The following is a 16,869-nucleotide window of genomic DNA, read 5'->3' as shown; positions in this document are numbered from 1 at the left end:
CTCGCGAGCTACCCATGTCAGGCTTCGGACCGATCCCTCAGTCGCGATAGCCGTTCGGATTGCGCGACTGCCAAGCCCAGTGGCTTTCGACCATCTCCCGCAGCCCGTGCTCCGCCTGCCAGCCGAGGGCTTGCGTGGCGCGGCCCGGATCGGCATGGATCGCGGCGATGTCGCCCGAGCGGCGCGGCGCGATCTCGTAGGGCAGATCACGTCCCGCTGCCTCGCAGAAGGCCTGCAGCATCTCGCGGACCGAGTATCCCTGACCTGTCCCGATGTTGAAGGCCTGCGTGCCGGTGGTCCCGACGCTGTGGTCAAGCGCGGCGATATGCGCCCGCGCCAGGTCGACCACGTGGATGTAGTCGCGCACGCCGGTGCCGTCCGGCGTCGGATAGTCGTCGCCGAAGATCCGCAACCGCTCGAGCCGCCCGGCCGCGACCTGCGCGATATAGGGCATCAGGTTGTTGGGAATGCCGGCGGGATCTTCGCCGATCCGCCCGGAGGGATGAGCACCTACCGGGTTGAAGTAGCGTAGCAGAATGACCGACGAAGCGGCATTGGCCCCGGCCCAGTCGCTCAGCACCTGCTCGGCGATCCGCTTGGTCCAGCCATAGACATTCGTCGGAGCAAGCGGGTGATCCTCGGTGCAGGGCAGCGCCTGCGGTTCACCATAGACCGTGGCCGAGGAGGAGAAGATGATGCGCCCGCAGCCGACGGTCTCCATGGCGCGCAGAAGCGACAGCGTACCAGAGACGTTGACGTCGTAATATTCCAGCGGCTTCTCGCCGCTCTCGCCCACCGCCTTGAGCCCGGCGAAGTGGATCACCGCCTCGGGCCGAACTTCGGCCACGACACGGCCCAGCGCCGCTTCGTTCCTGATGTCAAGTTCGAAGGCCTGCAGCACCCCTTGCGGCACGAGTTCTCCGACCCGGCGCAGCGCCTCGGGCGCGCCGTTCGAATAATTGTCGACACAGGTCACCTCGTGACCCCGCTCCAAAAGCTCAACCAGCGTATGGCTGCCGATATAGCCCGCCCCACCCGTCACCAGAACTCGCATGCACCAACTCCGAAATTGCTGCCCAAGCTGTAGCCGAGCGACTCGGGTGTGACCAGAAGCCGGGCGTCGGTCGATGCGGATATGGCGGTGCTGCCCAGGATTGCGGCATCCCCTTGGCCCGCTCGCTGCGCAGTGCTGCAGGCGAACATCAGCTCGGGCTATCGACAGAGCCGAGCAGTCGCGGCGACGAGAAGGGGCGGCCCGGCTTTGCCGGTCCGCCTCCGTCCGAAGTCGCGGCTCAGACGCCGCTGGCCGGGATGCCCGTCCGCTCCACGGGACGCGGCGCGGTGAGCGCCTTCCACGAGGACAGCGCCCGGTTCACCGGCCCCTGCGGCGGCCGGGCCACGAAGGTGCCGTGCCCTTCGCGGGCATGCAGTTCACCATCCATCACCGAGACATGGCCGCGGCTCAGGACATAGCGCGGCAGACCTTTCACCTGCTGCCCCTCGAACACGTTGTAATCGATCGCCGAGACCTGGCTTCCGGCGGTGATCGTCTTCGTCTTCTCGGGATCCCAAACGACGATATCGGCATCCGCGCCGACCAGGATCGCGCCTTTGCGCGGATAGCAGTTGAGGATCTTGGCCGCGTTGGTCGAGGTCACGGCCACGAACTCGTTCATCGTGATCCGCCCCGTCACCACCCCATGCGTCCAGAGCATCGGCATCCGGTCCTCCAGCCCGCCGGTGCCGTTCGGGATCTTAGTAAAGTCGCCCACGCCATTGCGCTTCTGCTCGGTGGTGAAGGCGCAGTGATCGGTCGCCACCACCGACAGCGTGCCCGAGGCGAGGCCCGCCCAGAGGCTGTCTTGATGACGCTTGTCGCGGAAGGGCGGCGACATCACCCGGCGGGCGGCATGGTCCCAGTCGGGGTGGGCATATTCGCTCTCGTCGAGGGTCAGGTGCTGGATCAGCGGCTCGCCCCAGACCCGCTTGCCCAGCATCTTGGCGCGGCGGATCGCTTCATGCGCCTCCTCGCAGGAGACGTGCACGACATAGAGCGGCACGCCCGCCATGTCGGCGATCATGATCGCGCGGTTGGTGGCCTCGCCCTCGACCGAACTGGGCCGCGAATAGGCATGCGCCTCGGGGCCGGTGTTGCCCTCAGCCAGGAGCTTGGCCTGCAATTCGGCCACCACGTCGCCGTTCTCGGCATGCACGAGCGGGATCGCCCCGAGCTCGGCGCAGCGGCGGAAGCTGGCGAAGAGCTCGTCGTCATTGACCATCAAGGCGCCCTTGTAGGCCATGAAGTGCTTGAAGGTGGTGATGCCATGCTCCCGCACCACCGTTTCCATCTCGTCGAAGACCTGCCGGTCCCACCAGGTCACCGCCATGTGGTAGGAATAGTCGCAGGCCGCCTGTCCCGACTTGTTGTGCCAGACCTTCAGCGCGTCGAGCAGGCTCTGCCCCGGGCTGGGCAGCGCGAAATCGACCACCATGGTGGTGCCACCCGCCAGCGCGGCGCGGGTGCCGGAACCGAAATCATCGGTCGAATGGGTGCCCATGAAGGGCATCTCGAGATGCGTGTGCGGATCGATGCCACCGGGCATCACGTAGCAGCCGGTCGCATCCAGCGTCTCGTCGCCGGTCAGCCCCGGCCCGATCGCGGCGATGCGACCTTCCTCGATCAGCAGATCCGCCTCGTAGGTCAGATCGGCGGTGACGATCGTGCCGTTCCTGATGACCGTTGAGCCCATGTCGTTCCCTCTCCGTCATGCCCGGCCCCTTCTCAAAGGGTCGTGGCGCATCCCGGAGCCCGCGCGCAAAACGCGCGCGCCCCGGCTCCAAAGGGTGTCTGGGCGATCGGGGGCGGCGGCGCGGTCTCGGCCGGCATCGCCCCCCTGCCCCGGATCAGCTCGACGGGCGCGGCCCGACGCTTCCGTCGTCGTTCTCGCAGATCGGCACGCCGTTCTCGTCGCGCACCGGGTAGCCGCTGAGCGGCTCCGTGCGCTCGATCGAGAACAGGTAGCAGCCGTCACCGTTCTGGAACACGGCCGAGGGCGGCGTGCCCGGCAGCAGCGCCGAGGTCACCTGCTCGGGAGGCGTGCCCAGCTCACGCGGATTGCTGGCGGTGATGGCGCCGGCGGTGGGGGCCGGTGCGGCGGCGGCGCTCGACGTCGTGCTCGAGTTGCTCGAGGAGGCGCCCGAGGACAGCGGTGCGGTGGTCACCTGAGCGGGCGCCTGCAGCGGCGTGGGCGCGGGCCGCGGCGCGGGCGCCGGGGCGGCCTGCGTGGTGGGGGCCGGGAACACCGGCGCGGGTTGAACCACCGCCGTGGTCGGCACTTCGGCGCAGGCTGCGAGAAGCGGCAGCACCGCCAGCGCGGGCAGCAGTCGGGGCATTCTGGTCATCGGGCTCTCCTGAAACTCTGGCTTGTCGATCCAGAGAGGCCGGTCGGGGGGTAGGTCAAGCCCCAGCGCCTCATGAAACCACCTCCGCCGCCTCGATCACGGCGTGAAACAGCACGTCGCAGCCCGCGGTCGCCCAATCCGATGTGATCTCCTCAGCCTCGTTATGGCTCAGCCCGTCCTTGCACGGGCACATTACCATCGCGGTGGGCGCGACGCCGGCGATCCAGCAGGCGTCGTGCCCCGCACCGGACACGATGTCGCGATGCGAATAGCCCAGCCGTTCGGCCGCGGCGCGGACCATGCCGACACATCCGGGGTCGAAGGTGACCGGATCGAAATGGCCCACCGGCTCGATCTCGATCCCGAGACCGAGATCGGCCGCGATGCGGGCCGCCTCCGCCTCGACCGCCGCGCGCATCGCGTCGAGCTTGGCGCGGTCAGGGGAACGGATATCGACGGTGAACACCGCGCGGCCCGGGATCACGTTGCGCGAGTTGGGCCAGACATTGGCCTGTCCGACCGCGCCGACCGCGTCGGGCTGATGCTCCATGGCGATGCGGTGCACGGCCTCGGTGATCCGGGCCATGCCGAGCCCGGCATTGACCCGCATGTGCATCGGCGTGGAACCGGTGTGGCTCTCCTTGCCGGTCAGCCGGATCTCCAGCCACCACAACCCCTGCCCATGCGTGACGACGCCAATATCGCGGCCCTCGGCCTCGAGGATTGGGCCCTGCTCGATATGCAGCTCGAACAGCGCGTGGATGTCGCGCGCGCCGACCTCCTCCTCGCCCTTCCAGCCGATCCGTTCCAGCTCATCGCCGAAGCGTTTCCCCTCGGCATCCTCGCGGGCATGGGCCCAGTCGAGATCGTGCCGTCCCGCGAACACGCCCGAGGCCAGCATCGCCGGCGCGAAGCGCGTCCCCTCCTCGTTGGTCCAGTTGACCACCACGATCGGCCGGCGGGTCCGGATCTCCATATCGTCGAGGGTGCGGATGATCTCGAGCCCGCCGAGCACGCCGAGCACGCCGTCATACTTGCCCCCCGTGGGCTGGGTATCGAGGTGGCTGCCGACATAGACCGGCGCGGCATCGGGATCGGCCCCCTCGCGACGGGCGAACATGTTGCCCATGGCGTCGACGCCCATCGTCAGCCCGGCGGCGGCGCACCAATCAGCGAAGAGCGCCCGGCCTTCGGCATCCACATCGGTCAGCGCCTGCCGGTTGTTGCCCCCCGCCACGCCGGGGCCGATCTCGGCCATCCGCATCAGGCTGTCCCACAACCGCGTGCCGTCGATCCTGAGGTTTTCGCCGGGTGCGGACATGGGGGTCTCCTCGCCTGCTGGATCGCGCGGCATCGGTCCGGGACCGATTTGACCGCTCGGTCAAAATCACGCTATCAAAGCCGCGACGTCAGTCAAGTTTCGGGTGGCACCAAGCGACGCCGCGCGCGAAACGATGCGAAACGTGGCAGCTGGCGGTCCGGTCCGCCCGATCGGCAGGAGCGGCGATGACCGACACCCCCCCGCAGACCCGGATTCAGGCCCGCAACCGCGCCGCAATTCTCGAAGCCGCGCTCGAGGTTTTCGCGGCGCGCGGTTTTCGCGGCGCGACGCTCGACCGGATTGCGCAGGCGGCGGGCCTGTCCAAGCCGAACCTGCTCTACTACTTCCGCTCCAAGGAAGCGCTGCATCTGGCTATCCTTCAGGATCTGCTCGAGCTGTGGCTGGCCCCGCTGCGCGCGATGGACCCCGAGGGCGAGCCGCGCGCGCAGATTATGGGCTATGTACGCAAGAAGCTGGAGATGAGCCGGGACCACCCACGCGAAAGCCGGCTCTTCGCCAACGAGATCCTGCAGGGCGCACCACGCGCGCGGCCCGTTCTCGAGGGCGAGCTGAAGGCGCTGGTCGACGAAAAGGCGGCGGTGATCTCCGGCTGGTCCGCGGCCGGCCGGATTGGCCCGGTCGACCCCCATCACCTGATCTTCTCGATCTGGGCGCTCACCCAGCACTACGCCGATTTCGAGGTGCAGGTGCGCGCCATCATGGGCGACACCGACCCCTACCCCGGCGCCGAGGCCTGGCTGGAGCGCGTATTTGGCGCCATTCTGGACATTCCGCATCACGGCCCTTGAAGTTGGACTTGGGCGGGCGCATCTAGGCGCATCGTCATCTTGGCCGCTTCCATGCATGCCCCGACACACGCCGCTCCGCGCGGCTCCGCCCCCTCCGCCACCGCAGCCCTCACCCTCGGCGCCCTCGGCGTCGTTGTGGGCGATATCGGCACCTCGCCGATCTATGCCCTGCGCGAGGGCCTCAGCGCCGCGCGCGGCGAACGGGGCATCCCCCCGGACGAGGCCGTCATCGGCACGGTCTCGCTCCTGATCTGGCTGCTGGTCGGGGTCGCCACGCTGAAATACGTGGTGCTGATGCTCCGCGCCGACAACAACGGCGAAGGCGGCACGCTATCTCTTCTGGCGCTCGCGACCCGTGCGGTCGGGCGACGCGGTCGCGTCCTGATGGCGCTGGGCATCCTCGGCACCGCGCTGTTCTTCGGCGACGCGATGATCACCCCCGCGATCTCGGTGCTTTCGGCCGTGGAGGGGGTGACCCTGCTCGCGCCGGACTTCGCGCCTTGGGTGATCCCCACCGTGCTGCTGATCCTCTGTGCGCTGTTCTGGGCCCAACGCGGCGGCACGGGCGGCGTGTCGCGATGGTTCGGGCCGGTGATGCTGGTCTGGTTCCTGACCCTCGGGGGCCTCGGCGCGGTCTCGATGGCGCGTCACCCCGAGATCCTCGCCGCGCTGAGCCCCCTGCCCGGGCTGACGCTGCTTTGGCACGGCGGCGGCGCGGTGGTGCCGATCCTCGGCGCGGCCTTTCTGGCGGTGACCGGGGCGGAGGCGCTCTATGCCGACATGGGCCATTTCGGTCGCCGCCCAATCCGTCTCGCTTGGACCGGGATCGCGCTGCCCTGCCTGCTGCTGAGCTATGCCGGGCAAGGCGCGCTGGTGCTGTCGGACCCGGCGGCGGCGCGCGATCCCTTCTTCCTGCTGGCCCCGAACTGGGCGCTGCCGGGGCTGGTCGGCCTCGCGACGCTGGCCACGGTGATCGCCAGCCAGGCGGTCATCACCGGCGCCTTCTCCTTCGCCTACCAGGCGATGCAGTTGGGCCTGCTGCCGCGCATGGCGGTGCGCCATACCTCGGAGACCCAGCGCGGCCAGATCTACCTGCCGCGGATCAACGTCATCCTGCTGGTCTGCGTGGTGATCCTGGTGCTGAGCTTCGGCAGCTCGTCGCGCCTCGCCGCTGCCTACGGCATCGCGGTGACCGGCGAGATGCTGATCACCACCAAGCTGGCCTATGTGGTGATGCGGCGGGTCTGGCATTGGTCGCGCGGCGTGGCGCTGCCGCTGACCGGAGTGATCCTCGTGGTCGAGTCGGCGCTGTTCGCGGCCAACATGACCAAATTCGCGGATGGCGGCTACGTGCCGCTCGGCGTCGCCGTGGTGCTCTGCATCATCATGGCCTCATGGCTGCGCGGCTCGATCATCGTGCAGGACCGCTCGCGCGCGCGGGGCGTGACGATGGAATCACTGGTGACGTCGCTCTCCCGGTCCAGCCGGCTGCGGCACGTGCAGGGCACGGCCGTGTTCCTGACCGCCGAGCCGGTCATGGCGCCGCCGGCGCTGCTGCACAACATCAAGCATAACGGCGTGCTGCACGAGCGCACCTATGTCGTCACCGTCGCGATCGCCGACCGGCCGCATCTCGACGCGCAATCCTCGCTGGTGGTCGAGCCGCTGGCCGAGGGGATCACCCGGGTGCATGTCACCTTCGGCTACATGGACCCGCCCAACATAGCCCGGGCGCTGCGCCGCCGGCTGCGCTTCGACATCAACGCCACCTCGTTCTTCCTCAACAGGCGCAGCGTGCTGCTGTCGGACCGGCCCGGCATGGCCCGCTGGCGCAAGAAGATCTTCATCGGCCTGACCCGCACCGCCTCGGCAGCGCATGACCATTACCACCTGCCCTCCGACCGGGTGATCGAACTGGGACAGCAGATCAGCCTCTGAGACCTATTCGGCGGCCTGCGCCATCGGGTTGTTGGGATGGGTGGTCCAGTCGCCATGCTCGCCCGACACCACGCGGCCGGTCCGTGGGTCGAGGCTGCCCGGTGCCATCGGCACCATGTCGATGCAGTTCTCGACCGGGCAGACATCGACGCACAGGTTGCAGGCGACGCATTCGGCGTCGATCACCTCGAAGACCCGGTCCGGGGTCATGGCGATCGCCTGATGGCTGGTATCCTCGCAGGCAGCGTAGCAGCGGCCGCACTTGATGCAGAGCGACTGGTCGATCCGCGCCTTGGCGACGTAGTTCAGGTTAAGATTCTTCCAGTCGGTGACGTTCGGCACCGCGGCGCCGACAAAATCTGTCGTGGAGCGGTAGCCCTTCTCGTCCATCCAGTCCGACAGGCCGGCGCAAAGCTCTTCGACGATGCGGAAGCCATAGGTCATCGCCGCGGTGCAGACCTGCACGGTGCCGGCGCCAAGCACCATGAACTCGGCCGCATCGCGCCAAGTGGTGATGCCGCCGATGCCCGAGATCGGCATGCCGCGGGTCGCTTCGGCCCGGGCGATCTCGGAAACCATCGACAGCGCGATCGGCTTCACTGCAGGGCCGCAATAACCGCCATGGCTGCCCTTGCCATCGATCGTCGGCTCGGGCGCCATCCGGTCGAGATCGACCGCCGTGATCGAGTTGATGGTGTTGATCAGCGACACCGCGTCGGCACCGCCGCGCCGCGCCGCCTCGGCCGGTTTGCGGATGTCGGTGATGTTGGGTGTCAGCTTCACGATGACGGGGCGGTCGTAATACTGCTTGCACCAGCGCGCGACCATCTCGATGTATTCGGGCACCTGCCCCACCGCCGAGCCCATGCCGCGCTCGCTCATGCCATGCGGGCAGCCGAAGTTGAGTTCGATCCCGTCGGCATTGGTCTCCGCCACCCGCGGCAGGATCGCCTTCCAGGCCGCCTCCTCGCAGGGCACCATGATCGAGGCGATCAGGGCGCGGTCAGGGTAGTCGGCCTTGACCCGCGCCATCTCCTCGAGGTTGGTCTCGAGATCGCGATCGGTGATCAGCTCGATGTTGTTGAGCCCGAGCACCCGGCGGTCGGGCCCATGCAGCACGCCGTAGCGCGGGCCGTTGACGTTGACCACCGGCGGTCCTTCGGCGCCCAGCGTCTTCCAGACCACCCCGCCCCAGCCGGCCTCGAAGGCGCGGCGGACGTTGTATTCCTTATCCGTAGGCGGTGCCGAGGCGAGCCAGAACGGATTGGGGCTCTCGATGCCCAGGAACCGGGTAGTCAGGTCGGCCATCTCGTCATCCTTTCGGTGGTGCCGCGTGCATCACGACGGTGTTGCGCTCGCTGTCGAGGAACATCGCGAAACGTTCGGTATCGCTCCAAGGCAGCTCGGTGGGGTTGGAGACGAAGCGCACCCCTTCGCTCTTCAGCCGCGCGGCCTCGGCGTCGACATCCTCGCATTCGAGGTAGAGCGCCGGCACCTCCTCGGAGAAGCTCAGCTCGTGGCGCCGCGCGAACTGGATCTTGGTGCGGGTGCCGGGCAGCTGCATCATGATCATGCGCCAGTCGTCATCGAGCTCGGCATCGAGCGCGACCTCCATGCCGATCGTATCACGATAAAAGGCCAGCGCGCGGTCCTGATCGTCGACCGGAAGCGGCAGGAGGAAGATACCGGTGAATGCCATTTGTCTATTCCGTGAGTGAGCCGTGGATGTCTTCGGCGGCATCCCGACCTTGCGCCACGGCCGTGACGGTCAGGTCGTCGCCACCCGCGGCACAGTCGCCGCCGGCCCAGACCTTGTCCATGGTGGTGCGGCCGCAACCCTGCGTCACAACCTTGCCATGAGCGGTTTCGACGCCACTCGTCTCACCGATGCGCTGTCCCACGGCGCGGAACATCTGGTCGGCCGGCAGTGTGAAGCGCTCTCCCGTGGGCCGAAGACCCTCGGGTCCCTCCGCCATCCGCTCGAACACCACGCCGGTCAGCCGCGCCTCGCCCTCGAGCGCGACCGGCGCCGCCTCGAACAGCAGCCGCACGCCGCGCTGCGCCGCGAGATCCTGCTCCCAGCGGCTCGCGCCCATCCGGTCGCGGCCACGACGATAGACCAGCGTGACGCTTTCGGCGCCCAGCGCGCGCGCTTGCACCGCGCAGTCGATCGCGGTCATCCCGCCGCCGATCACCACCACCTCGCGGCCGATCGGAAGGGTGGTGAGATCCCGCGTCTGGCGCAGCGCCGAGATGAAGGTGACGGCGTCGTGCACCCCCTCCAGCGCCGGGTTCTCCACGACGAGATCGTTGACCCCCGACAGCCCGATGCCGAGGAACACGGCGTCGTATTCGGCCCTGAGCGCCTCCAGCGTGATCTCGCGGCCGAGCCATTGCCCGTGTCGCACCTCGATGCCGCCGATCCCCATGATCCAGGCCGCCTCTCGCGCGGCGAAATCATCCACCGCCTTGTAGGCGGCGATGCCGTATTCGTTGAGGCCGCCCGGCTTGGGCGCGCCCTCATAGATCACCACCTCGTGCCCATATCGCGCCAGCCGATGGGCGCAGGCCAGCCCGGCGGGCCCCGCGCCGACCACCGCGACGCGCCGGCCCGTGGGCGCCGCCCGAGTGAAGGGATGCCCCTGGCGGGCCATCAGGCTGTCGGTGGCGTGGCGCTGCAGGAGCCCGATCTCGACCGGCTTGCCCTCGGCCACTTCGCGCACGCAGGCCCCCTCGCACAGCACTTCGGTCGGGCAGACCCGGGCGCAGATGCCGCCCAGGATGTTGGCCTCGAAGATTTCGCGCGCCGCGGTCTCCGGTCGCCCGGCCTGGATCTCGCGAATGAAGAGCGGGATATCGATGCTCGTGGGGCAGGCGGTCACGCAGGGCGCGTCGTGGCAGAAGTAGCAGCGATCTGCGGCGACCCGGGCCTCATGTGCGCTCAGCGGCGGGTGCAGATCGGCGAAGTTCGCGGCCAGCGTCTCGGCGGGCAGGCGTCCGGCGATCGGGCCGGTCTGTGGCTGGGCAGGCATGCAGTGTCCCCCGTGGCGTTCCCTTGCCCCGAGCCTGCCACGGTTTCATTTTTTTCCAAACGGTAAATTATGGGCAGCGCGCGAACACGGTTTCGCGGGACCGGCCCGCGCCGCTTGACCGGCGGCCGGCCTCGGTCGTTTGCTGAAGATGCCGTCTTGGCGCAAAGGAGGCTGCCATGTCCCGATTTCTCGTTCATATACACACCGGCCCCGAAGGGCCGAACAAGGCGACGCTGGGCTGCCTCGTCGCGCTCGAGGCGGCGCGCAAGGGCCATGACGTGACTCTGTTCTTCGCAGCCGACGGCGTGCACCTGCTCTCGCCCCAGCATGCCGGGATCGAGGGACAGGGTACCGGCCGGCTCGGCGAGCATCTCGTCGCGCTGGCCGAGGCCGGGGCCCGGTTCCGTGTCTCCGGCATGTCGGCCAAGGCCCGCGGATATGACGAGGCGCTGCTCGAAGGCCATCCGGCCGCCTTCGCCATGCCCGACGCCCTGATCGATCTGGCCGATGCCGCCGATACGGTGCTCTGCTACTAGGTCTCACAATATGAAACCATGGTCCGAAATGTGGTACGGCCTCTTGTGCCTGACCGGGCTGTGGTGACACTCTACGCGCGGCGCGACGCAGCAAAGAGGGACCACGATGAGGGGTGCAGAGGCGATCCATCCCGACCTCAGGGAGGCTTCGGTCTTCGTGACGGGCGGCGCAAGCGGCATCGGCGCCGCGCTGGTCGAGGGCTTCTTGCGCCAAGGCGCGCGCGTGGCCTTCTATGACCGGGCCGACGCGGCCGCGACGGTCGAGGAAATGGAAGCGCGCACCGGCAACCGCCCCCTCTTCATCCAGGGCGACGTGACCGACACGCCCGCGCTGATGGCGGCGATCGACACCGCTGCCACCACCCATGGCCCGGTGACGGTGCTGGTCTCCAACGCCGCCGACGACACGCGCTTCGACGCGCAGGCCCTGACCGAGGCCGAATGGGACGCCTGCCTCTCGGTCAACCTCAAACCCTATTTCTTCGCGGCGCAGAAGGTCGCGCCGATGATGGAGGCGGCGGGCGGCGGCGCGATCGTCAACATGTCCTCGGGCAGCTACCTGATGGGGGTGGCCCGTCTCGCCCCCTATGTGGCCTCCAACGCCGCGATCATGGGGCTGACCCGCAGCCTTGCGCGCGAATGGGGGCCGCGTGGCATCCGCGTCAACGCCGTGGCGCCGGGCTGGGTGATGACCGAACGGCAAAAGGAACTCTGGGCCACGCCAGAGGCGCAGGAGCGGCATCGCGCGCAGCAATGCCTGCCCGAGATGATGCAGCCCGAGGATCTGGTGGGCGGGGTGCTGTTCCTCGCCTCGGGAGCGTCGCGGATGATGACCAGCCAGATGCTGGTGATCGACGCCGGCGTCAGCGTGACCGGATGAGCCGCCCCGACTGGATCGCCCTCGACTGGGGCACGACCAACCTGCGCGGCTGGGCGATGCGCCGCGACGGCTCGGTGATCGAGGCGCGGACCTCCGACCGCGGCATGGGCTCGCTCGGCCCCGAGACCTTCGAGGCGGCGCTGCGCGAGATCTGCGCGGGCTGGCTCGATGACGGCAATGTCCCGATCATCGCCTGCGGCATGGTCGGCGCGCGCCAGGGCTGGGTCGAGGCCGCCTATACGCGCGTCCCCTGCCCGCCGCTGTCGCCCAGCCTCACCCGTGTGCCCGGCGCGCTGGACGTGTCGATCATCCCCGGCCTGTCGCAGGCCGACCCCGCCGACGTGATGCGCGGCGAGGAGACCCAGGCGGCCGGGTTCCTCGCGCTCAACCCCGGATGGGACGGGGTGCTGTGCATGCCCGGAAGCCATTCGAAATGGGCGCATCTGAGCGCCGGTGAAGTGGTGAGCTTCCGCAGCTTCATGACCGGCGAGTTGTTCGCCGCCCTCGCGACCCGCACGGTCCTGCGCCATTCGGTCCCGGCCGAGGGCTGGGACGAGGACGCCTTCGACGCCGCCGTGGCCGAGACGCTCTCGCGCCCGGAACGGTTGGCTTCGGCGCTGTTCACGATCCGCGCCGAGGACATCCTGCACGGACAGGACGGCGCCCGCGCCCGGTCGCGCCTCTCGGGCCTGCTGATCGGCGCCGAGTTGGCGGCGGCCAAGCCCTATTGGCTGGGCCAGCAGATCGGCGTGATCGGTGCGGGCGGGCTGGCCTCACTCTATGTGCGCGCGCTGGCGGCGCAGGGCGCGCCGGCCACGCAGGCCAACGCTACCGCGACGACACTGGCGGGGCTCACCGCCGCTTGGAAACAAAGGACGTCATCATGACCCGACCGCTGATTGCCATCCTGCGCGGCATCACCCCCGACGACGCCGTGGCCGTGGCCGAGGCGCTGATCGCGGCGGGCATCACGGTGATCGAGGTGCCGCTCAACTCGCCGCGCCCCTTCGACAGCATCCGTGCCATGGCCGAGGCCTGCGGCGACCGCGCCCTGATTGGCGCCGGCACCGTGCTCACGGTCGAGCAGGTCGAGGAGCTGCGGCGCGCCGGCGGGCAACTGGTTGTCTCGCCGAATGCCGACGCCGAGGTGATCCGCGCCACCATCGCGGCCGGGATGCAGAGCTGGCCCGGGGTGATGACCCCGACCGAAGGGTTCGCGGCGCTCAAGGCCGGGGCCACCGGACTCAAGCTCTTCCCGGCGAGCCTGATCGGCCCCGACGGGCTCAAGGCGATACGCGCAGTCTATCCCCCCGAGACCCCGATCTACGCCGTGGGCGGCGCGGGCGCGTCCAATTTCGGCGCCTGGATCAAGGCGGGCGCCGACGGCTTCGGCCTGGGCACCGCGCTCTACACGCCGGGCCTGTCGGTCGACGAGGTGGCGCGGCGGGCGCAGGAGATCGTCGCCGCCTATGACGAGGCCACGGCATGAGCACCGGCGATTTCGAGATCTTCGACGACACCTCCTGCGTGCTCGGCGAGGGCGCGCTGTGGCACCCCGTGCGCGCCGAGCTGTTCTGGTTCGACATTCTGGGCCGCAGGCTGCATGCGCCCGGAAGGCACTGGGTCTTCGAGGACATGCCATCCTGCGCGGGCTGGATCGACCGCGACCGGCTTCTGGTCGCCACCAACACCGCGCTGGTGCTCCTCGACATCGAGACCGGCGCGCAGGAGAGGCTGTGCGATTTCGACAGCGCCAACCCGGTGACCCGTTCGAATGACGGTCGCGCCGATCCCAATGGCGGCTTCTACGTCTCGACCATGGGCATCGATGCCGAGCCGGGGGCCGGCGCGCTCTATCGCTACTATCGCGGCGAACTGCGGCAGGTCCGCTCGGGCATGACAATCCCCAACGCGATCTGCTTCCCGCCCGAAAGCGGTTTCTTCCATTACTCGGACACGCCGACCGGAATGATCATGCGGCAGCGCACCGATGAGGCGGGCTGGCCGGTGGGCGAGGCGGAGGTCTTCGTCGACTGCAAGCGGTCTGGCCACAACCCCGACGGCGCGGTGATCGACGCCGAAGGCACGCTGTGGAACGCGCAATGGGGCTCCTCCCGCGTCGCGGGATACGACCGCGACGGCCGCGAGATCGCGGCGCTCGACTGTCCGACCGCGCCCCAGCTCACCTGCCCGGCGTTTGGCGGCGAGGACATGAAGACGATGTTCGTCACCTCGGCCACCGCCGGGCTGTCGGAGGCCGAGATCGCCGACGCCCCGGATTCGGGCCGCACCTTCCGCACCCGCGCCGCCGCGTCGGGGCAGAAGGAACACCGGGTGATCCTGTGACCCCCTTCGCCACCGATAGCACCGGCAACAGCGTGCACCGCCTCACGCTCGCCGGGCACGGGCTGTCGGTCGATCTGCTGACGCGCGGCTCGATCCTGCGCGCGCTGCGGCTCGACGGGCTGGAGCGCAACCTGACGCTCGGCTCGGACGATCTGGCCGACTACGACGGCGCGATGAAGTATTTCGGCGCCATCATCGGCCCCGTGGCCAACCGTCTCGCCGGGGCCCGGGCCACCATCGACGGCGCCGAATACCGCTTCAGCGCCAACCATCACCGGGCGGTCCTGCATTCGGGGCGGCACGGGACGCAGTTCCGGATCTGGGACGTGATTGAGGAGAACGCAGAGGCCGCCACCCTCGCGGTCGATCTGCCCGACGGCATGGACGGCTTTCCCGGCAATCGCCGCATCACCGCCAGCTGGTCGCTGCAGGCCCCCGCAACGCTCCGGCTGGAGCTGACCGCGGCCACCGACGAGCCGACCCTGATGAACCCGGTCAATCACAGCTATTGGAACCTGACCGGCCGCCCGGACATCACCGGCCATCGCCTGCGGGTCGCAGCGGAGCACTGGTTGCCGACCGATTCGGAATCGCTGCCGACCGGCGAGATCGCCCCGACCGCCGGCGGCGAGATGGATTTCCGGGCGCCGCGCGACCTGACACCGGGCGCGCCGCCGCTCGACCACAATTTCTGCCTGTCGCTGGAGGACACGCCGCTGCGCGAGGTGATGGAACTCGCGGGGGGCGGGGTGACGATGCGCGTGGCGACCACGGCGCCGGGGCTGCAGATCTATGACGGGCGCGACAGCGACGCGGCAGGGCTCGCGCCCTATGCCGGGCTTGCAGTCGAGGCGCAGCGCTGGCCCGACGCGCCGCACCACCCCGCTTTCCCGAGCTTCCGCATCACGCCCGATGCACCGTTCCGTCAGGTGACCGAATGGCGCTTCGCGCGGGATGAGCCGCTCGATTGACAAACCCGATTCATTTGGTCAACTTCACCCTCGATCGCTAGCCAGCCCCGGCGGGGCCCGCCATGCCACAGCTATCGAGGGTTCCGATGACCATGATGACGCCGCATCCCCTGCCCCGCCCGACCCGTGCCGAGGAGGTCGACATCCCCGTCCACGATGCCCGAGCCCTGACCAATGAGGGGATCCGCGCCCGGATCCGGCTCGACGGGCAGGACTACACGCTGCGCATCACCCGCGCCGGCAAACTGATCCTGACCAAGTAACCAATGCCCAAGCTGCCCTCCCCCTGCATCGGCGTGTGCAAGTTTCGGCGCCACGATCATTGCATTGGCTGCTCCATGACCAAGGAGCAGAAATCGCTGTCGAAGCTTGCGAAGAAGCCCAAGGCACGGCGCGCGCTGGTGACGCTCGTCATGGCGCAGCAGGCGGCGATGGGCGGCTACCGGCACTGGGAGGTGGCCTATGCCAGACGCTGCGCGAAGAAGGGGATCGCCCCGCCCGAGCGCGACGCCGCGGTGTCGCCCCGGCAGCCGGACGCCGCCTGACCTTTCGACAGGTGCCGTCGCGACGCCCTAGGCAGGTCACCGTTATCTGTTAGACAATCGGGGTCCACCACTTGGCCGGAGCCCGACCGATGACCACAGCCGCGCTGCCAGACCAGCCCGAGAGCCTGTCGAACCACGCCCGCAACCTCGGCACGCCGCTGGACGTGGCGATGTTCGAGGGCCATTCCGTCAACCGTTCGGCCGCGGAGCGTCGCGCCGCGACGCTGACCACGCGGCGCTCGGTCAAGAAGACCCATCAGGCCGCCTGGCTGATCAATGCCATCCGCTGCATCGACCTGACGACGCTGGCGGGCGACGATACCGAGGGCCGCGTGCAGCGGCTTTGCGCCAAGGCCCGCCAGCCGCTGGCGCCGCGCATCGCCCAAGGCCTCGGGATCGAGGATATGGGTCTGACCACCGGCGCGGTCTGCGTCTATCCCACCATGGTGCCCCATGCCGTCAAGGCGCTGCGCGGCACCTCGATCCCCGTGGCGTCGGTCGCCACCGGCTTTCCGGCCGGTCTCATGCCGCTGCATCTGCGGCTCGAGGAGATCCGCTGGACCGTCGACCAGGGCGCCGACGAGATCGACATCGTCATCACCCGCGAGCACGTGCTCAAGGGCGACTGGGCCGCGCTCTACGACGAGGTCGCGGCGATGCGCGAGGCCTGCGGCGACGCGCATCTGAAGGCGATCCTCGCCACCGGCGACATCGCCACGCTGCGCAACGTCTACTCGGCCTCGATGGTGGCGATGCAGGCGGGCGCCGATTTCATCAAGACCTCGACCGGCAAGGAAGGCGTCAACGCCACCCTGCCCGTGTCGCTCACCATGGTGCGCGCGCTGCGCGACTATGGCGACGTCACCGGCCAGCAGGTCGGCTTCAAGCCCGCCGGCGGCATGAAATCCGCCAAGGACGCCCTCGCCTGGCAGTACCTGATGAAGGAAGAGCTCGGCAACGAGTGGCTCCAGCCCGACCTGTTCCGGCTCGGCGCCTCGTCGATGCTGGGCGATATCGAGCGTCAGCTCGAGCACCACGTCACCGGGCGCTACGCCGCCGCCCACCGTCATTCGCTGGCCTGAGGGAGAG

The 16,869-nt window shown here is 69.0% G+C and carries 18 protein-coding genes; 11 read left to right on the top strand and 7 right to left on the bottom strand.

The genetic code is table 11. The features are described 5' to 3' along the window. Nucleotides 1-37 precede the first annotated feature (37 nt). From galE to T8T21_RS14255, 4 genes are all read right to left on the bottom strand, one after another. Nucleotides 38-1,054: a UDP-glucose 4-epimerase GalE gene (gene galE, locus T8T21_RS14270; protein WP_322336066.1), complete on the bottom strand. Its 1,017-nt coding sequence runs from the start codon at nucleotides 1,052-1,054 to the stop codon at nucleotides 38-40. A 238-nt stretch (nucleotides 1,055-1,292) separates the two neighbouring features. Beyond that, nucleotides 1,293-2,750 carry a dihydropyrimidinase gene (gene hydA, locus T8T21_RS14265; RefSeq protein ID WP_322336065.1) on the bottom strand — a complete coding sequence of 486 codons (1,458 nt, stop codon included), beginning with the start codon at nucleotides 2,748-2,750 and terminating at the stop codon, nucleotides 1,293-1,295. Nucleotides 2,751-2,904: 154 nt separating this feature from the next. Then, a complete protein-coding gene (locus tag T8T21_RS14260) occupies nucleotides 2,905-3,402 on the bottom strand; it encodes a hypothetical protein (protein ID WP_322336064.1) in 498 nt (165 codons plus the stop codon). Between the two features lie 70 nt (nucleotides 3,403-3,472). Continuing rightward, nucleotides 3,473-4,723 carry a Zn-dependent hydrolase gene (locus tag T8T21_RS14255; protein ID WP_322336063.1) on the bottom strand — a complete coding sequence of 417 codons (1,251 nt, stop codon included), beginning with the start codon at nucleotides 4,721-4,723 and terminating at the stop codon, nucleotides 3,473-3,475. 185 nt (nucleotides 4,724-4,908) lie between these two features. Between T8T21_RS14255 and T8T21_RS14250 the strand changes: the two genes are divergently transcribed. Both T8T21_RS14250 and T8T21_RS14245 read left to right on the top strand, forming a co-directional pair. Then, complete coding sequence (locus T8T21_RS14250; protein ID WP_183472207.1) at nucleotides 4,909-5,532, top strand: TetR family transcriptional regulator C-terminal domain-containing protein; 624 nt, start codon at nucleotides 4,909-4,911, stop codon at nucleotides 5,530-5,532. Between the two features lie 51 nt (nucleotides 5,533-5,583). Then, nucleotides 5,584-7,470 (top strand): potassium transporter Kup, encoded by a 1,887-nt coding sequence (locus tag T8T21_RS14245; RefSeq protein WP_322336062.1) that lies wholly within the window; start codon nucleotides 5,584-5,586, stop codon nucleotides 7,468-7,470. A 3-nt stretch (nucleotides 7,471-7,473) separates the two neighbouring features. Here the strand turns inward: T8T21_RS14245 and preA are convergent, their stop codons facing one another. Genes preA through T8T21_RS14230 form a run of 3 tightly spaced genes read right to left on the bottom strand, consistent with a single transcriptional unit; the run spans nucleotide 7,474 to nucleotide 10,502 of the window. Then, on the bottom strand, nucleotides 7,474-8,778 hold the full coding sequence (gene preA, locus T8T21_RS14240) for an NAD-dependent dihydropyrimidine dehydrogenase subunit PreA (protein WP_322336061.1): 1,305 nt from the start codon (nucleotides 8,776-8,778) through the stop codon (nucleotides 7,474-7,476). Nucleotides 8,779-8,782: 4 nt separating this feature from the next. Next, a complete protein-coding gene (locus T8T21_RS14235; protein WP_183472216.1) occupies nucleotides 8,783-9,169 on the bottom strand; it encodes a VOC family protein in 387 nt (128 codons plus the stop codon). 4 nt (nucleotides 9,170-9,173) lie between these two features. Next, complete coding sequence (locus T8T21_RS14230) at nucleotides 9,174-10,502, bottom strand: NAD(P)-dependent oxidoreductase (RefSeq protein ID WP_322336060.1); 1,329 nt, start codon at nucleotides 10,500-10,502, stop codon at nucleotides 9,174-9,176. Nucleotides 10,503-10,678: 176 nt separating this feature from the next. On the opposite strand from T8T21_RS14230, the gene T8T21_RS14225 reads away from it, so the two are divergent. The 9 genes from T8T21_RS14225 (at nucleotide 10,679) to deoC (ending at nucleotide 16,862) form a co-directional block, all read left to right on the top strand. Next, nucleotides 10,679-11,038, top strand: coding sequence for a DsrE family protein (locus tag T8T21_RS14225; RefSeq protein WP_183472222.1), 360 nt, complete (start codon nucleotides 10,679-10,681; stop codon nucleotides 11,036-11,038). Between the two features lie 106 nt (nucleotides 11,039-11,144). Beyond that, a complete protein-coding gene (locus T8T21_RS14220; protein WP_322336059.1) occupies nucleotides 11,145-11,918 on the top strand; it encodes an SDR family NAD(P)-dependent oxidoreductase in 774 nt (257 codons plus the stop codon). Beyond that, complete coding sequence (locus T8T21_RS14215) at nucleotides 11,915-12,805, top strand: 2-dehydro-3-deoxygalactonokinase (RefSeq protein WP_322336058.1); 891 nt, start codon at nucleotides 11,915-11,917, stop codon at nucleotides 12,803-12,805. The genes T8T21_RS14220 and T8T21_RS14215 overlap by 4 nt, the downstream gene beginning before the upstream one ends. Then, nucleotides 12,802-13,407, top strand: coding sequence for a 2-dehydro-3-deoxy-6-phosphogalactonate aldolase (locus T8T21_RS14210; protein ID WP_322336057.1), 606 nt, complete (start codon nucleotides 12,802-12,804; stop codon nucleotides 13,405-13,407). Before T8T21_RS14215 ends, T8T21_RS14210 begins: the two co-directional genes overlap by 4 nt. Further along, nucleotides 13,404-14,264, top strand: coding sequence for an SMP-30/gluconolactonase/LRE family protein (locus T8T21_RS14205; protein WP_322336056.1), 861 nt, complete (start codon nucleotides 13,404-13,406; stop codon nucleotides 14,262-14,264). Before T8T21_RS14210 ends, T8T21_RS14205 begins: the two co-directional genes overlap by 4 nt. Then, nucleotides 14,261-15,235, top strand: coding sequence for an aldose epimerase family protein (locus T8T21_RS14200; protein WP_322336055.1), 975 nt, complete (start codon nucleotides 14,261-14,263; stop codon nucleotides 15,233-15,235). The genes T8T21_RS14205 and T8T21_RS14200 overlap by 4 nt, the downstream gene beginning before the upstream one ends. Nucleotides 15,236-15,330: 95 nt before the next feature. Continuing rightward, nucleotides 15,331-15,498 (top strand): hemin uptake protein HemP, encoded by a 168-nt coding sequence (gene hemP, locus T8T21_RS14195; protein WP_407660137.1) that lies wholly within the window; start codon nucleotides 15,331-15,333, stop codon nucleotides 15,496-15,498. Between the two features lie 3 nt (nucleotides 15,499-15,501). Further along, nucleotides 15,502-15,780 carry a DUF1289 domain-containing protein gene (locus tag T8T21_RS14190; RefSeq protein ID WP_322336054.1) on the top strand — a complete coding sequence of 93 codons (279 nt, stop codon included), beginning with the start codon at nucleotides 15,502-15,504 and terminating at the stop codon, nucleotides 15,778-15,780. 89 nt (nucleotides 15,781-15,869) lie between these two features. Beyond that, a complete protein-coding gene (gene deoC, locus T8T21_RS14185) occupies nucleotides 15,870-16,862 on the top strand; it encodes a deoxyribose-phosphate aldolase (protein ID WP_407660067.1) in 993 nt (330 codons plus the stop codon). Nucleotides 16,863-16,869 lie beyond the last annotated feature (7 nt).

The sequence above is a fragment of the Limimaricola variabilis genome (assembly GCF_034371605.1).
Classification (GTDB): domain Bacteria; phylum Pseudomonadota; class Alphaproteobacteria; order Rhodobacterales; family Rhodobacteraceae; genus Limimaricola; species Limimaricola variabilis.
Note: the sequence above shows the minus strand (reverse complement) of the source record. Positions and strands in the feature narration are given on the sequence as shown.

Bases quoted from the DNA above. Each gene is read 5' to 3' on its own strand.
- galE (WP_322336066.1), bottom strand. From the start codon at position 1,054: ATGCGAGTTCTGGTGACGGGTGGGGCGGGCTATATCGGCAGCCATACG.
- hydA (WP_322336065.1), bottom strand. From the start codon at position 2,750: ATGGGCTCAACGGTCATCAGGAACGGCACGATCGTCACCGCCGATCTG.
- T8T21_RS14260 (WP_322336064.1), bottom strand. From the start codon at position 3,402: ATGACCAGAATGCCCCGACTGCTGCCCGCGCTGGCGGTGCTGCCGCTT.
- T8T21_RS14255 (WP_322336063.1), bottom strand. From the start codon at position 4,723: ATGTCCGCACCCGGCGAAAACCTCAGGATCGACGGCACGCGGTTGTGG.
- T8T21_RS14250 (WP_183472207.1), top strand. From the start codon at position 4,909: ATGACCGACACCCCCCCGCAGACCCGGATTCAGGCCCGCAACCGCGCC.
- T8T21_RS14245 (WP_322336062.1), top strand. From the start codon at position 5,584: ATGCATGCCCCGACACACGCCGCTCCGCGCGGCTCCGCCCCCTCCGCC.
- preA (WP_322336061.1), bottom strand. From the start codon at position 8,778: ATGGCCGACCTGACTACCCGGTTCCTGGGCATCGAGAGCCCCAATCCG.
- T8T21_RS14235 (WP_183472216.1), bottom strand. From the start codon at position 9,169: ATGGCATTCACCGGTATCTTCCTCCTGCCGCTTCCGGTCGACGATCAG.
- T8T21_RS14230 (WP_322336060.1), bottom strand. From the start codon at position 10,502: ATGCCTGCCCAGCCACAGACCGGCCCGATCGCCGGACGCCTGCCCGCC.
- T8T21_RS14225 (WP_183472222.1), top strand. From the start codon at position 10,679: ATGTCCCGATTTCTCGTTCATATACACACCGGCCCCGAAGGGCCGAAC.
- T8T21_RS14220 (WP_322336059.1), top strand. From the start codon at position 11,145: ATGAGGGGTGCAGAGGCGATCCATCCCGACCTCAGGGAGGCTTCGGTC.
- T8T21_RS14215 (WP_322336058.1), top strand. From the start codon at position 11,915: ATGAGCCGCCCCGACTGGATCGCCCTCGACTGGGGCACGACCAACCTG.
- T8T21_RS14210 (WP_322336057.1), top strand. From the start codon at position 12,802: ATGACCCGACCGCTGATTGCCATCCTGCGCGGCATCACCCCCGACGAC.
- T8T21_RS14205 (WP_322336056.1), top strand. From the start codon at position 13,404: ATGAGCACCGGCGATTTCGAGATCTTCGACGACACCTCCTGCGTGCTC.
- hemP (WP_407660137.1), top strand. From the start codon at position 15,331: ATGACGCCGCATCCCCTGCCCCGCCCGACCCGTGCCGAGGAGGTCGAC.
- T8T21_RS14190 (WP_322336054.1), top strand. From the start codon at position 15,502: ATGCCCAAGCTGCCCTCCCCCTGCATCGGCGTGTGCAAGTTTCGGCGC.
- deoC (WP_407660067.1), top strand. From the start codon at position 15,870: ATGACCACAGCCGCGCTGCCAGACCAGCCCGAGAGCCTGTCGAACCAC.